Origin of the sequence: Nocardiopsis sp. NPDC101807, assembly GCF_044766605.1 — a bacterium.
GTDB classification, from domain to species: domain Bacteria; phylum Actinomycetota; class Actinomycetes; order Streptosporangiales; family Streptosporangiaceae; genus Nocardiopsis; species Nocardiopsis tropica.
This window is the reverse complement of sequence record NZ_JBIWMK010000005.1, coordinates 453,961-467,762: the sequence shown is the minus strand read 5'-3', so window position 1 is coordinate 467,762 and position 13,802 is coordinate 453,961. Positions and strand designations below refer to the sequence as shown.

The 13,802-nt window shown below is 74.9% G+C and carries 11 protein-coding genes; 5 read left to right on the top strand and 6 right to left on the bottom strand.

Annotated features, from left to right (window positions below; translation table 11 throughout):
* Window positions 1-406: 406 nt before the first annotated feature.
* From ACIRPH_RS18295 to ACIRPH_RS18285, 3 genes are all read right to left on the bottom strand, one after another.
* Window positions 407-871 carry a MarR family transcriptional regulator gene (locus ACIRPH_RS18295; protein WP_402915784.1) on the bottom strand — a complete coding sequence of 155 codons (465 nt, stop codon included), beginning with the start codon at window positions 869-871 and terminating at the stop codon, window positions 407-409.
* Between the two features lie 133 nt (window positions 872-1,004).
* Window positions 1,005-1,760 (bottom strand): SDR family NAD(P)-dependent oxidoreductase, encoded by a 756-nt coding sequence (locus ACIRPH_RS18290; protein ID WP_402915782.1) that lies wholly within the window; start codon window positions 1,758-1,760, stop codon window positions 1,005-1,007.
* Between the two features lie 166 nt (window positions 1,761-1,926).
* Window positions 1,927-3,183 (bottom strand): MFS transporter, encoded by a 1,257-nt coding sequence (locus ACIRPH_RS18285; protein ID WP_402915780.1) that lies wholly within the window; start codon window positions 3,181-3,183, stop codon window positions 1,927-1,929.
* Between the two features lie 143 nt (window positions 3,184-3,326).
* Between ACIRPH_RS18285 and ACIRPH_RS18280 the strand changes: the two genes are divergently transcribed.
* From ACIRPH_RS18280 to ACIRPH_RS18270, 3 genes are all read left to right on the top strand, one after another.
* A complete protein-coding gene (locus ACIRPH_RS18280; protein WP_402915778.1) occupies window positions 3,327-4,253 on the top strand; it encodes a LysR family transcriptional regulator in 927 nt (308 codons plus the stop codon).
* A gap of 73 nt (window positions 4,254-4,326) precedes the next feature.
* Window positions 4,327-5,580 (top strand): MFS transporter, encoded by a 1,254-nt coding sequence (locus tag ACIRPH_RS18275; RefSeq protein ID WP_402915777.1) that lies wholly within the window; start codon window positions 4,327-4,329, stop codon window positions 5,578-5,580.
* A gap of 257 nt (window positions 5,581-5,837) precedes the next feature.
* Window positions 5,838-6,872: a nitronate monooxygenase gene (locus ACIRPH_RS18270; RefSeq protein ID WP_402915775.1), complete on the top strand. Its 1,035-nt coding sequence runs from the start codon at window positions 5,838-5,840 to the stop codon at window positions 6,870-6,872.
* Between the two features lie 193 nt (window positions 6,873-7,065).
* Here ACIRPH_RS18270 and fes read toward each other — a convergent pair whose 3' ends face one another.
* Window positions 7,066-8,439, bottom strand: coding sequence for an enterochelin esterase (fes, locus tag ACIRPH_RS18265; protein WP_402915773.1), 1,374 nt, complete (start codon window positions 8,437-8,439; stop codon window positions 7,066-7,068).
* 153 nt (window positions 8,440-8,592) lie between these two features.
* Window positions 8,593-9,063 carry a MarR family winged helix-turn-helix transcriptional regulator gene (locus ACIRPH_RS18260; RefSeq protein WP_402915771.1) on the bottom strand — a complete coding sequence of 157 codons (471 nt, stop codon included), beginning with the start codon at window positions 9,061-9,063 and terminating at the stop codon, window positions 8,593-8,595.
* A 58-nt stretch (window positions 9,064-9,121) separates the two neighbouring features.
* Between ACIRPH_RS18260 and fepB the strand changes: the two genes are divergently transcribed.
* Both fepB and ACIRPH_RS18250 read left to right on the top strand, forming a co-directional pair.
* On the top strand, window positions 9,122-10,111 hold the full coding sequence (gene fepB / locus ACIRPH_RS18255) for a Fe2+-enterobactin ABC transporter substrate-binding protein (RefSeq protein WP_402915769.1): 990 nt from the start codon (window positions 9,122-9,124) through the stop codon (window positions 10,109-10,111).
* A 165-nt stretch (window positions 10,112-10,276) separates the two neighbouring features.
* Entirely contained in the window at window positions 10,277-12,820 is a 2,544-nt protein-coding gene (locus tag ACIRPH_RS18250; RefSeq protein WP_402916019.1) for a penicillin acylase family protein, read from the top strand.
* A gap of 84 nt (window positions 12,821-12,904) precedes the next feature.
* Here ACIRPH_RS18250 and ACIRPH_RS18245 read toward each other — a convergent pair whose 3' ends face one another.
* Window positions 12,905-13,798 carry an oxidoreductase gene (locus ACIRPH_RS18245; RefSeq protein WP_402915767.1) on the bottom strand — a complete coding sequence of 298 codons (894 nt, stop codon included), beginning with the start codon at window positions 13,796-13,798 and terminating at the stop codon, window positions 12,905-12,907.
* Between the last annotated feature and the right edge of the window lie 4 nt (window positions 13,799-13,802).

Sequence of the window (13,802 nt, the reverse complement as noted above, 5' to 3'; positions counted from 1 at the left end):
CATCCCCGCGTGGCGGGGAGCACTGCTCCGTGCTGGCGTGCGATCAGCTGGAGCCTGGTCCATCCCGCGTGCGCGGGGAGCACATGCTCGCGCTCGAAGAGGACAACAGCAAGGCGGGTCCATCCCCGCGTGCGCGGGGAGCACGCCGACGTCCTGGACGGCAAGGAATCGCTGCCGGGTCCATCCCCGCGTGCGCGGGGAGCACAGTCGATGACCTGGCGTCCCATCTGCGGCGAGCAGCCATTTCTCCGACTTGTCGGGAGTCGGACACCGAACTCGAAAAGCCTCGAACGGCGAAGAACAGCATGACGTCGGCGGAAGCCTCGGGCCCGGCCGGCCCACGGAATCCGATGATGCCCCATCGCCCCGCCGGGCGCACCAGGGACGGCACGGTGGAACCCGGGGGTCAGACCTCGCCCCCGGTGTTGCGGATCATCCGCCGGAGCACCTTGAGCGCGGTGACGTAGTCGGCGTCGTCGATGCCTTCGTGGATCGCGTCGCGGATCGCCGGGGCGTTCCGCTTGAGGCCGACGCGGGCCTCCTCCCCCGCCTCCGTGATCCACAGCCGCCCCTCGCCGTCGCGGGTCAGCCAGCCGCGCCCGAGCAGCGGCTCCGACTCCGCCGCGAGATCGTCCTCGGGCCTGAGGTAGGAGGCCATGGCCTCGCGCAGCTCGGGAACGGTCCTCCCCCGTCCGTCGGGCGACAGGTCGTTCTCCGACAGGTTGCGCAGCAGCCAGAACTGGGGCTGGGTGTAGCCGAGTTCGGCCTGGCGCGCGCGGGTGAACGCGATGAGGGACTCGTAGGCGACCCCCGTCCAGTACGCGGCCGGCTGGGCGGCGAGTCCGGCGTCGGAGGGGTTCTGCGTCGTCATGGCGGGGGCCTTCCGAGGAGGATCGGGCGAGGCCCCCACCGTAGAACCTCAACATTGGTTGACATCAAGGCCCCGGCCCGGCCCCGCTGCGGCCCGGCCTCCTGACGGGGGACGGACCGCAGCGGTCGCCGGGTCAGCCCTTCACACGGTGGACCTTGTGCTGGGCTGCCTGGGCACGGGGGCGCACCACCATGAGGTCGATGTTCACGTGCGGGGGCCGGGTGATCGCCCACACGATGGTGTCCGCGACGTCCTCCGCGCTGAGCGGGTCGGGCACGCCCTCGTAGACCGCCGCGGCCCTGTCTGCGTCCCCCCGCAGCCGGTTGAGGGAGAACTCCTCGGTCATGACCATCCCGGGGGCGACCTCCAGCACCCGGACCGGCTCCCCGCACAGCTCCAGCCGCAGCGTGGCGGCGACGGAGTGGGCCCCGTGCTTGGCCGCCACGTACCCGCCGCCGCCCTCGTAGGCCACGTGCCCGGCCACCGAGGACACCACCAGAACGGTCCCGTCGCCACCGGCGATGAGCTTGGGCAGCAGCGCCTGCGTCATGTTGAGGACGCCGATGACGTTGACCTCGTACATGGTCCGCCAGTCGGCGGGGTCTGCGGTCGCGACGGTCTCGGTCCCGATGGCGCCGCCCGCGTTGTTCACCAGCACGTCGCACGAGTCCAGGGACTCCGCGAAGGCGTCCACCGCCGGGCGGTCGGTGACGTCGAGGACGTGGGCGCGGGCGCTGTGGCCCTCCTTGACCAGTTCGTCGGCCAGCGCCTCGACGCGGTCCGCGCGGCGGGCCACGAGGACCACCTCGTAGCCCTCCGCCGCCAGTCCGCGCGCGGTGGCGGCCCCGATCCCGCTGCTGGCTCCGGTGACGACGGCGGTCGCTGTCATGGTGGTTCCCTCCCGGCGAAACTGCTTGTCGCGCCGAGCGTATCCGGTGGCCTCCCCGGGTGGTCCCGGCAGGTCGGACCGGCCGGGCCGGGACCCCGTGGCCGAGGGCCCGCGACCGAGGAGCCCGGGGCCCCGGGCGGCCCCCGGCGGGGCCGGGCCCCGCCTCTCAGCCGGGGTTCGACGGCGCCCGGCCAGCCAGGGCGGCCACCAGGGCTCCCAGGGCCAGGGCCCCGGCCAGCCAGGTCACCGGCGCGGTCCCGGCCGCGTCGAGGACGCGCCCGCCCGCGAACGCGCCCAGCGCGATGCTCGCGTTGAAGACCCCGACGAAGACCCCGGAGGCGGTCTCGCGCTCCCCCTGCGCCGAGGCCATCAGCCAGGACTGGACGCTCACCGACACTCCCCCGTAGGCCAGCCCCCACACGGCCACCAGCGCACCGGCCGCCATGACGCCCCCGCCGAGGAGCGGCACGAGCAGCACCGATCCGGCCAGCAGGGCCGCGATCACCGCGACGGTGGCACGGGGCGACCGTGCGGCCCGGGGACCCGCCGCGAAGTTGCCGAGCACGCCGGCGACCCCGTAGACGAGCAGCATCGTGCCGACGAGCCCGGCTCCGAGGCCCGCCGTGTCGGCCAGGACCGGCCGGACGTAGGTGTAGGCGGCGAAGTGGCCGGTCACCAGCAACCCGGTGACCAGGAGAGCGGTGACCACACGGGGGTCGCGGAACAGGCCCGCCGCGCCCCCGGACCTCGCCGCCCCCTCCGGGGGGAGCGCGGGGAGGAGGAGCGCCAGGGCGACCGCCACCAGCAGGGCCAGGCCCGCGAACGCCGCGAAGGCCGCCCGCCACCCGGCCAGGGCGCCGACGAACGCGCCGACGGGCACCCCCAGGACGGACGCGACCGCGATACCGGCGAAGATCACGGTCGTGGCCGCGCCGACCGACCCGCCGGGCACCAGCCGCGGGGCGAGCGGCGCGGCCAGCGCCCAGACCCCGCCCATGCCGACGCCCACCAGGACCCTGGCGGCGACCATCACCGCGAAGTCCGGCGCGAGGGCGGACACCAGGTTCGCGGCGCAGAGCAGCAGCAGGAACCCCACGAGCGCCGTGCGGCGGTCAGCGCGGGCGACCGCCGCCGGGACGAAGGGGGCGGAGGCCGCCGCCACCAGGCCGGTGATCGTCAGGGTGAGCCCCGCGGTGCCTCCGGTGACGCCCAGGGAGTCCCCCATCGGCGTCAGCAGGCCCACCGGCAGCATCTCGGAGGTGACGACGGTGAAGGTCGCGGCGGCCACGGCGGCGACCGCCGCCCACCCCCGGGCCGGGGAGGCCGGAGGCGGGGGCGCCGGGCGGCCCCGGTCGGACGGGACGGGTGGTGAGGGCTCGTGACGCTGCCCCTCGGGGTTGTCCCCGGTACGCGCGGTGCTCATGGGCACCAGCCAAGACCCGGGAGGCGGCCGGAACAACGGCGAACCGCTCATGCTTCCATGAGGGGGGTTCATCGATCCCGGTGCGCGGCCCCGGGACGTGACCGGCGCCACGGCGGCGCGCACACGAGCGGGGGCGGGGCCGGTTGAAGGGCATCGAGATCCGGGAGCTGGAGTGCTTCCTGGTCCTGGCCGAGGAGCTGCACTTCGGCCACGCGGGCGAGCGGCTGTTCGTGTCACAGAGCAGGGTGAGCCAGTTGCTGCGCTCGCTGGAGAACCGGGTCGGCGCGCCCCTGGTCGACCGGACGAGCCGCCGCGTGTCGCTCACGCCGTTCGGCGAGGAGTTCCTCGCCGCGCTGGGGCCCGCCTACCGCACCCTCGCGGCGGTGGTGGACGGGGCCCGCGAGCGCGCCCGGGACGGGCGGCGCCGGTTGCGCCTCGGCTTCCAGGGCTCGGTGAACGGTCCGGTGGCCACGGCCGTCCGGGTGTTCGAGGAGCGGGACCCCGACTCCCGGGTGGACATCGTGGAGATCACGCTCTCCGACCCGTTCGGGCCGCTGCGCGAGGGCGAGGTCGACGCCGCCGTCGTGCTCCTCCCCGTGCGCGAGAGGGACCTGGTGGTGGGGCCGGAGTTCTCCCGGCAGCCGCAGCGGCTCGTGCTCCCCGCGGACCACCAGCTGGCCTCGCGGTCCCGGGTGGGCGTGGAGGACATGGCGCGGGTGCCGCTCGTCCCGGTCCGGAACGCGCCCGACTACTGGCTGCGCGTGCACTCCCCGACCGTCACCCCGCTCGGGCGGACGATCCGGCACGAGTCCGGGGTGGACACGCTCCAGGAGGGGTTGTCGCTGGTCGCCGCCGGCCGGGGCGCGATGCTGCTGTGCGGGTCCACCGCACGGCACCACGGCCGGGAGGACATCGTGTTCGTGCCGGTCAGCGGGCTCCCCGAGTCGTCGATGGGGCTGGTGTGGCCGCGCGGGAGCACGCACCCGGGCGTCCCGGTCCTGGCGGGGGCCCTCTCGGACGCTCTGGCCGGTTTCCCACAGGAAAAGGCTGCGGATAAAACAACTGGCTGACGTGGTGGACGCGTGTTAGTTTGACCGGAATTCACGCACGGGAACGACTCACCCCGCCAGGAAAGCACCTTCCATGACCGCCGCGCCGTTACGGGAGAACTCCCTCCTCCGCCGTTTCTCCTTTTTCGTCCTGGCCGCGGCCGTGGCCGATTTCCTTTTCGGCGCGGTCTTCGTCACGGTCCTCCTGGAGCGCGGGGTGGAGCCGTGGCTCCTGGGCTCGGTGCTCGCCGCGGCGCACCTGGTCGGCCTGGTCGTCGAGGCGCCGAGCGGGGCGCTCGGCGACCGCTACGGGCACCGCCGGCTCATGGTGGCGGGACTGGCCCTGTGGGGTGCGGGGTTCGCGGCGTTCGGACTCGCCGACGCGCTCGCCACGACGGCGCTGGGCCTGGGCCTGTGGGCGCTCGGGTACCACCTGTACTCGGGGACGCCCACCGCTCTCGTGGTCAACCGGATCGGCGGCCGGGACCGGGCCGCCCGGATCGCGCGGACGGTCCGGTACGAACAGGTGGCGAGGCGGAGCGGCGCGGTCCTGGGGTCCGCCTCGGTCATGGTGGCGGGCGCCTGGCTGCCCGCCGACCTGCTGGTCGCCGCGGGCGGGGGCCTCCTCGTCCTGCTGGCGGCGCTCGGCCCGGTGTGCTTCCCCCCGTCGCCGGGTCAGCCGGGGCGCCGGGTCCTCGCCATCGTCGCCGAGTCGGCCGCACTGGTGGCGGGCGCCCGGTTCCTGCCCCTGGTGGCGCTGACGGCGTCGATGGCCGTGGGCACCGCCCTCCTGGTGGTGTCCTGGCAGCCGATGCTGGTGGCCGCGCACGGCGACGACGTGCGGCTCAACGGGCTGATGCTGCTCGTGATGACGGCGGCCCTGACGGCGGGGGCCCTGTGCGCGAAGTTCCTGGACCTGCGGGATCCCCGGCTGTGGGGCCCGGCGTGCGCGACCCTGGTGGGCGCGCCCGTGGCCCTGGCCGCGTACGGCGCCGTGCCCCTGTGGACCGGCCTCGTCGCGGGCGAGTTCCTGATCGGGCTGGCGGGCGTGCTGACGGGCGTGTGGCAGCAGACGATGTTCACCGACGCCAACCGCAACACCATGTTCTCGATGCTGGCGATGGTCGCCGGGGCCTTCGTCATGGCGACCACGCTGTCGTTCGGGTGGCTGTGGGAGCTGTTCGGCCTGCCCCGGGCGACGACGGCGCTGGCCTCGGTCGGCGTGCTCCTGGCGGTGGCGTCGGCCGTGTCGGCCCGGACCGTTCCGCCCCCGGCGCGGCACGCCGGGGGCGCGCGGCCCGCCGAAGGGGCGGAGCCCGCCCCGGAGGCGGACGGTCCGCACGGGTGACCCGACGGCGTCCCGGTCCCCGGAGAGGGCCGGGGCCGTCCGGGGAGCGCGCCGCGGACGGCCGTGGAAGAGGCGTCGCACCACCGTTCCCGGCCGCGGCGCGGGAACCCCCTCGAAAAACATTGTTGTGACCCCGGACACCTTCCCCGGAAATGCGCCGCTCCGGACACCGGACGTCCGCGAGGCCCCGAATTCACCGGTCGATAGCATTTCTCCGACGTCCGGGAGGACCGGGAACCGGGAGAAGTGAGGGACACATGAGTCTGGCGGAACTACTGCGGGAGCGCCCGCTCGTCCAGGCGCCCATGGCGGGCGGCGGCTCCACCCCCGCCCTGGCGGCGGCCGTGGACCGCGCGGGCGGGATCGGACACCTCGCCGCCGGCTACCTGTCGCCCGACGCGGTCCGCGACCGGATCCGGCGGGTGCGCGAGGCGGGCGCCGCGGCCTTCGGGGTGAACGTGTTCGTGCCCGGCCCTCCCTCCGACCCGGACGTGGTCCGGGCCCACCGGCTGCGGCTGGAGGCCGAGTCCGGGCGCCAGGGGGCGGCCGTCGGCGCACCGGTCCACGACGACGACGCGTGGGAGGCCAAGATCGACCTGCTGGTCGAGGCCGCGGTCCCGCTGGCCGGGTTCACGTTCGGCTGCCCCGACGCCGCCGTCCTCGACCGACTGCGCGCCGCGGGCACCGCCACCGTGGTCACGGTGACCACGGCCGAGGAGGCGCGGACCGCCGTGGAGCGCGGCGCCGACGGGGTGTGCGCGCAGGGCCTGGAGGCGGGCGGGCACCGGGCGTCGTTCGACCCGGTCCGCGGCGGGGACCGGCCGCTGCTCGACCTCGTGGCCGACGTGGTCGCGGCGGTGGACGTGCCGGTGATCGCCGCGGGCGGCCTCATGACCGGGGAGGGGATCGCCCGCGTCCTCGGCGCGGGTGCGTCGGCGGCGCAGCTGGGGACCGCGTTCCTGCGCTGTCCGGAGAGCGGGGCCAACCCGGCGCACAAGGCGGCGCTCGCCGACCCCGCCTTCGACCGGACCGCGTTGACCTGGGCGTTCACGGGGCGACCGGCGCGGGGGCTGGTCAACCGGTTCATCACCGAGCACCCGGAGAGGCCCTACGCCTACCCGGACGTGCACCACATGACCAAGCCGCTGCGCGCCGCCGCGGCCGGGGCCGGGGACACCGGGGGGATGGCCCTCTGGGCGGGCCAGGGGTTCCGGCGGGCCTCGGACGACCCGGCGGGCGAGGTCGTGGCGCGGCTGCGCCGCGAGGCCGCCGGGGCGGGCGTCCGGATCTGACCCGGTTCGGGGGAGCCGGGGCGGGCACGGGGCCGGCGCCCGTCCCGCGCGGTCCGGGCCCGGCGCACGGGTCGAACCCTGCACGCGGCCCGGGCCGGGAGGTTCCGCGCCGGGAACGGCGGCGTGGTGCGCGGCTCGCGCCGGCGCACGGGTCGAACCCTGCACGCCGTCCGGGGCACACGGCCGTCCCCGGTCACCGCCCCCGGCGCTCCCAGTCGGAGGTGAGGAAGACCAGCCCGTCCGGCAGCCCGGCCCGCCAGCAGGCGCGGTCGTGGCCGCCGTTGTACTCGGTGAGCACCACCGATCCGGGGTCCCGGCCCAGCTCGGCCGCGCGCTCCGCCAGGGCGTCGCGCAGGCGCCTGTTGGCGCCGAGCAGGGCCCACTCGTTGAGGCCCGCGCTGAGGTGGACCCGGCCGGGGACGGTGTCCGCCCCGGCGACCAGGCGCGCCATGCGCTCGCTCTCCCCACCGGCCACGGCGACGTTCGGCCACCAGAACGAGCCCGACTGGGACAGGACCCGGCCGAACCGGTGCGGTGCGCGGTGGGCCGCGTAGAGGGCGGTGAGGCCGCCCAGGCTCTGACCGGCGACGAGGGTGCGCCCGGGGTCGGCGGTGATGTCGTGGCGTTCGCCGAGCCAGGGCAGGAGCTCGCGCCCGAGGAAGTCCACGAAGTCGTCGTCGCAGGCCAGCTCACGCGTCCGGGTGGCGGGGTCCAGGGAGTCGACCATCACGGTCAGGGCCGGGGGCAGGGTCGCGTCGGCGGTCAACCCGTCGAGGAGCGGGGCCAGGGGCAGCGCCTGCCAGTCCTGCCCGTCCAGGAGGACGACGACCGGCCAGGGGCGCCCGTCCGGCGGGGCCTGGGCGGGCCGGTGGACCCACACGGTACGGGTGTTGCCCAGCGTGGCGCCGGTGAGTCGCGCCGCGGTCACCGTGCCGACCGCCGCCGGGTCCTCCCCCTCGGTGCGGGCGCAGGGGCCCCGCCCGCCGGCGGGACGCCACAGCTCGGGCGGGGCGCCGGGCAGGGAGACCACCGACGCGGTGGCGTCCAGGCGCTCCCGGGCGAGGGGGTCGGGGACGGCGTGGGCCAGGGCGTCGAACCAGCGGGCGACGGCGGGGCGGTCCTCCGGGTCGGCGACGGCGAGGGCGCGCTCGCGCCGCAGCCGGGTCATCGCGGACAGGGCCCCCTCGGGCGCGGGCGCGCCGTCGGCGGGCACGGGGGCGACCGTGTAGGAGGCCCGCCAGTCGTCGCGCATCCGGTAGGTCAGGTGCCACACGTCGGTGCCGGGGACACGCTCCATGCGGTTGTGCTCGTAGGAGTCGGCGTCGGCGATCTTGTTCGCGACGAGGACGACGTCGGCGAGTTCGTCCCCGCCCCGCCACAGGAAGGTCACCGTGCGGTGGCCCGTGCCGTCGTCCGCGCCCACCACGGGGGTGCCCCCCGCCTCCGCACCGCGCCAGAACGCCTCGGGGTCGCGGGCGGCCTCGTCCACGCCGGGTGTGGCGACCCGTTCGGGGCGGAGGGTGCGCTTGAGGCGCGGGGGGATCGTGTATGTGGCGGGCTGCGGCATGGGCGGTTCGGCCTCTCCGGCTTCTCGTGTCGTGGGCGGGGAGTGCGGGGCGGACGGAGGCGTGCGGGGCCCGGACGCCGGGGCGGACCGGACCCGTTCCCGGGGCAGGCAGGGCCGGGAACGGGCCCGGGACGGGCCGGACGGCGGCGGACGTCAGTCCTCGGGGGCGGCCTCGACCTCGGCGAGCAGCTCGTACAGGGCGACCACCTGGTCCTCGGAGAGGACCGTCGAGAGCGGCGACCGGGCGTTCAGCCCCGCCCCGATCGCGTCGACCACGCGGCTGCCCTCCTCCGTGGGGCGGGCCACGCGCATGCGCCGGTCGCTGACCGCGGCGACCCTGCGCACGAGCCCGCGCGCCTCCAGTTCGCCCGTGACGATCGACACGCGCGAGGCCGTGCAGCCGAGCTGCCGGGCCAGCGCGCCCTGCGACGAGGTGTCGTGCAGGGCCCGCAGGGCACGCGCCTGGAACACGGTGAGGCCGTGCTCCGCCGCCAGCCCGCCGAGCAGCCGCTCCAGGCGCTGGGCCACGCGGAACAGGGCCTCGCCCGCCGCGCGGGCGGACGGGACCCCGGTGTCCTTGCGGGCCGGAGGGGTGCTTCGGGGGGACGGCCGTGACGTGGTCATCGTTCCTCGCACTCTACCGGATTGACATTTAGGATAGCCATACCTAACTATTCTTGTCATGAAGCAAGCACCTGTCTCCGCCACCCTAACCACCGGCGCGGCCGCCGCGGCCCTCGTCCTCCTCCTCACGGGCTGCGGCGCCGGGGACACCGCGGCGCCCCCCGCCGACGAGGGGGAGACCCGCACCGTCACCCACCTCTACGGAGACACCGAGATCCCCGCGGAACCCGAGAGGGTCGTCTCGGTCAGCGTCACCAGCACGCCCCTCCTCCTGAGCCTCGACGTCCCCGTGGTCGCGTCGGGCGTCGCGGGCACCTCCGCCCTCACCGACGACAAGGGTTTCTTCGCCCAGTGGGCGCGGACCGCCGACGAGCGGGGCGTCGAGCCCCTGCCCGGCCCGGAGGTCGGCCTGGAGGCGGTCGCCGCCGCGGAGCCCGACCTCATCGTCGGCAACGGGTTCGGCGCCGACACCGTCCCCGAGGAGCTGTACGAGCAGCTCTCCGGGATCGCCCCCACCGTCGTGCACGGCGAGTCCGACACGGCCTGGCTCGACACCACCGACCAGTACGCCGAGACCTTCGCGCGCCAGGACCGGGCCGAGGAGATCGCCGCCGAGTACGGGGCGCTGGTCGAGGACGCCTCCGCGGACCTGGACACCGCGCACGACGTCGTCATCCTGACCGGCACCCCGCACGGGTTCAACGTGTTCACCGAGGAGTCCGCGCAGGGGCGCCTGGCCGCCGACCTCGGGCTCACCGTCCACGAACTGCCCGACGACGTCACGGCCCCGGGCGGCCAGGGCGGGGAGCGCGGCGACATCGTCGAGCTGTCGGCCGAGCGCGCCTCGGACTTCGGCGACGCCACACTGCTGTTCGTCAACACGCAGGGCCAGGAGATCGAGGACTACCTGGAGGTCTCCCCCACCCTGGAGAACGTCCCCGCCTGGGAGGAGGGCCGGGTGTTCACCCTCGGCGCCGCGTCCTTCCGCATGGACTACTACAGCGTCCCGATGGTCGCCGAGCGCCTGGCGGAGGTGCTCGGCTCCTGACCCCGACCCTTGGGCCGGGGCGGCCCGCGCCCCGGCCCGAGGCGGGGCCGGAGCGCGCCGGCCGGCCGCCGAGCCGGGCGTACCGGTTGGTAACAACTTGGGCCCACCCACTCCGATCACTAGAGACTGTGACCTCGGGCACTCTAGGGTTCCGCCATGGGTGTAATGCGTAAGCGTGTGCTTGTTCGTGTACTTCTGGGCTTTCTGGCGACCGTGACGGCCCTGGTGCTCGTCGCCGCGCTCCTCGGGGTCTGGACCGTCCGGAGATCCTTCCCCGAGACCTCGGGCGAGCTCGCCCTCCCGGGGCTGGAGTCACAGGTCACCGTGCTGCGCGACGGCAACGGCGTCGCGCACGTCTACGCCGACAACACCCGCGACCTCTTCATGGCGCAGGGGTTCACCCACGCCCAGGACCGGTTCTGGGAGATGGACTTCCGCCGCCACGTCACGGCGGGCCGCACCGCCGAGCTGTTCGGCCCCGACCAGGTGGACACCGACGCCTACCTGCGCACCATGGGCTGGCGGCACGTCGCCGAGCAGGAGTACGAGCTCCTGACCCCCGAGACGCGGGGCTACCTCGACTCCTACGCCGACGGCGTCAACGCGTGGCTGGACGGGCACGACGGCGCGGCGGCGAGCCTGGAGTACGGCCTCCTGGCCGTGCTCAACGGGGGGCACGACATCGAGGAGTGGAGCCCCGTCGACAGCCTCGCCTGGCTCAAGGCCATGGCCTGGGACCTGGGCGGCAACATGCAGGAGGAGACCGAGCGCGCCCAGCTCCTCGACGCGGGGCTCACCGAGGAGCAGGTCGAGGAGCTCTACCCGGCCTACCCGTTCGAGGAGCACGAGCCCATCACGGACACCGACGAGCACATCGTCCCGGGCGAGGGGGGCGAGGCCGGGGACGGTCCGCCGGAGGGCGACGAGCGCCGCGCCCCCGAACTCCCCGAGGGCGTCGTCCCGGCCCTGACCGGGGTGGCGGACGCCGCCGCGTCGCTGCCGCGCATGCTCGGCCCCAGCACCAGCCCCGACCTGGGCTCCAACTCGTGGGTCGTCGGCGGCGAGCACACCGAGAGCGGCCTCCCGCTGCTGGCCAACGACCCCCACCTGGGCGCGTCGATGCCGTCCACCTGGTACCAGATCGGGCTGCACTGCACCGAGATCACCGACGCCTGCCCGTTCGACGTCAGCGGGTTCAGCTTCTCCGGGCTGCCCGGCGTGGTGATCGGGCAGAACGAGTCGATCGCGTGGGGGTTCACCAACCTCAACCCCGACGTCATGGACCTGTTCGTCGAGGAGATCGACGGCGACGGCTACGTGGTCGACGGCGAGACCCTGCCGTTGGAGACCCGGGAGGAGACCATCCGGGTCGCCGGCGGGGACGACGTCGACATCGTCGTCCGCTCCACCCACCACGGTCCGCTGATGTCCGACACCGCCGTGGGCGAGGGGCTGGCCGCCGTCGCGGAGAACGCCGGGGCGGAGGGCGCGGACGGCGGCGAGTACGCGGTGTCCCTCCAGTGGACCGCGCTGAGCCCGGGGACCACGGCGGACGCGATCTTCACCCTCAACCGGGCCCGCGACTGGGAGGACTTCCGTGAGGCCGCGAGCCAGTTCGACGTCCCCGCGCAGAACCTCGTCTACGCCGACAACGAGGGCAACATCGGCTACCAGGCTCCCGGCGCGGTGCCGGTCCGCGGCAGGGGCGACGGCCGCTACCCCGCCCCCGGGTGGGACTCGGACTACGACTGGGAGGACTACGTCCCCTTCGACGAGCTGCCGAGCGTGTACAACCCCGAGTCGGGCTTCATCGTCACCGCGAACCAGTCGGGTGTGGACGCCGACTACGAGCACATGCTCACCGACGACTGGGACTACGGCTACCGCTCCCAGCGGATCAACGACCTGCTGGACGCGGCCCTCGCGGACGGACCGGTCGACGGCCAGGACATGTCGGACATCCACATGGACTCGTACCACGGCGGGGCCGTCGACGTCGTCCCGCACCTGCTGGAGGCCGAGGTGGACGGCGTCGCCGCCCGGGCCCAGGAGCAGCTGCGCGACTGGGACCTGTTCACCGACACGGACTCGGCCGGGGCCGCGTTCTACCAGGCCACCTGGCGGCACCTGCTCCCCCTGCTGTTCGACGAGCTGGAGCCGTACGCGATGAGCGGGAACTCGCGCGGGATGTACGTGGTGGGCGGCCTGCTCGACGACCCCGACTCGGACTGGTGGCGGGGCGCGGAGGCGAGCGGGCGCGACGAGGTGCTGGCCGCCGCGATGGACGCCGCCGCGGCGGAGCTGACGGAGCTGCTGGGCGACGAGCCCGCCGACTGGCGCTGGGGCGACCTGCACACCCTCACGGCGACCCACGAGTCGTTCGGCACGTCGGGGATCGGACCGGTCGAGTGGCTGTTCAACCGGGGCCCGGTGGAGAGCTCCGGCGGCTCCGGCATCGTGAACGCCACCGGCTGGAACGACGCCGAGGGCTACGGCATCACCGCGGTGCCGTCGATGCGGATGGTGGTGGACCTGTCCGACCGGGACGCGTCCACGTGGATCCACCTCACCGGGAACTCCGGCCACGCCTTCCACCCCCACTACGACGACCAGCTGGAGCCGTGGAGCGAGGGCGGGACCCTGCCGTTCGTCGTCAGCGAGGAGGCGGTGCGGGAGGCCGCCGTCGACGAGCTGGTGCTCACCCCGTAGCGGGGCCGCGGACGACGGAGGGTCCCGCCGGGTTCGGCGGGACCCTCCGTGCGCGGGACCGGTCCCGCGCCCCGCGCGGTCCGCTCAGCCGCGGTCCTTCGGCCGGAGCGGGAACGTGACCCCGGTCAGCTCCTCCGACAGCGCCCAGAGCCGCTTGGCGGCGCGCCCGTCCCAGGCGGCCTCGCTCCGGCTGGAGAGCGCGGGGGCGCCGCGCAGCCCGCCCATGGACTTGGGTCCGGCGAAGGCCGCGCCCGGCACGTCCTGGGTGGCGGCGAAGATCGTGGGCAGCGCGCCGTGGGCGGGGCTCTGGGCGAGGACCCGGTTGCCCAGGAGCAGGAGGGCGCGGGAGACCGGGTTGGCGCCGTGGCTCTGGAGGCCGGTCGCCGCGTAGCCGGGGTGGGCGGCCGTGGACAGCACCGGGGAGCCGGCGTCCTCCAGGCGGCGCTGGAGCTCCAGCGTGAACAGCAGGTTCGCGAGCTTGGACTGGTTGTAGGCCCGGTAGGGGGTGTAGCCGCGCTCCAGGTTGACGTCGTCGAAGTCGATGCCCGGCGCGCTGCGGTGCAGCCCCGACGAGAGGGTGACGACCCGGCCGGTGATGTGCTCCAGGAGGAGGTTCGTGAGGGCGAAGTGGCCGAGGTGGTTGGTGCCGAACTGGAGCTCGAAGCCGTCCCTGGTGGTTCCCTGCGCGACCGCCATGATGCCCGCGTTGTTGATGAGGAGGTGGAGGTCGCCCTCCCAGCGGTCGGCGAACTCCCGCACGGACGCCAGGTCGGCGAGGTCGAGCCGGCGCACCTCGGTGTCGCCGCCGACGCCGTCCGCCGCGGCCCGGCCCTTGACCTCGTCCCGCACCGCCATGACGACGCGGGCCCCCGCCGCGACCAGCATGCGCGTGGTCTCGACCCCCAGCCCGCTGTTGGCTCCGGTGACGACCGCGGTGCGGCCGGAGAGGTCGGGGATGGTGACCTGTGAGGTGTCCATCCCG

What these genes read in the sequence shown, in the direction of transcription:
- ACIRPH_RS18295 (WP_402915784.1), bottom strand. Translation starts at nt 871, where the DNA reads ATGACGACGCAGAACCCCTCCGACGCCGGACTCGCCGCCCAGCCGGCC.
- ACIRPH_RS18290 (WP_402915782.1), bottom strand. Translation starts at nt 1,760, where the DNA reads ATGACAGCGACCGCCGTCGTCACCGGAGCCAGCAGCGGGATCGGGGCC.
- ACIRPH_RS18285 (WP_402915780.1), bottom strand. Translation starts at nt 3,183, where the DNA reads ATGAGCACCGCGCGTACCGGGGACAACCCCGAGGGGCAGCGTCACGAG.
- ACIRPH_RS18275 (WP_402915777.1), top strand. Translation starts at nt 4,327, where the DNA reads ATGACCGCCGCGCCGTTACGGGAGAACTCCCTCCTCCGCCGTTTCTCC.
- ACIRPH_RS18270 (WP_402915775.1), top strand. Translation starts at nt 5,838, where the DNA reads ATGAGTCTGGCGGAACTACTGCGGGAGCGCCCGCTCGTCCAGGCGCCC.
- fes (WP_402915773.1), bottom strand. Translation starts at nt 8,439, where the DNA reads ATGCCGCAGCCCGCCACATACACGATCCCCCCGCGCCTCAAGCGCACC.
- ACIRPH_RS18260 (WP_402915771.1), bottom strand. Translation starts at nt 9,063, where the DNA reads ATGACCACGTCACGGCCGTCCCCCCGAAGCACCCCTCCGGCCCGCAAG.
- fepB (WP_402915769.1), top strand. Translation starts at nt 9,122, where the DNA reads ATGAAGCAAGCACCTGTCTCCGCCACCCTAACCACCGGCGCGGCCGCC.
- ACIRPH_RS18250 (WP_402916019.1), top strand. Translation starts at nt 10,277, where the DNA reads ATGCGTAAGCGTGTGCTTGTTCGTGTACTTCTGGGCTTTCTGGCGACC.
- ACIRPH_RS18245 (WP_402915767.1), bottom strand. Translation starts at nt 13,798, where the DNA reads ATGGACACCTCACAGGTCACCATCCCCGACCTCTCCGGCCGCACCGCG.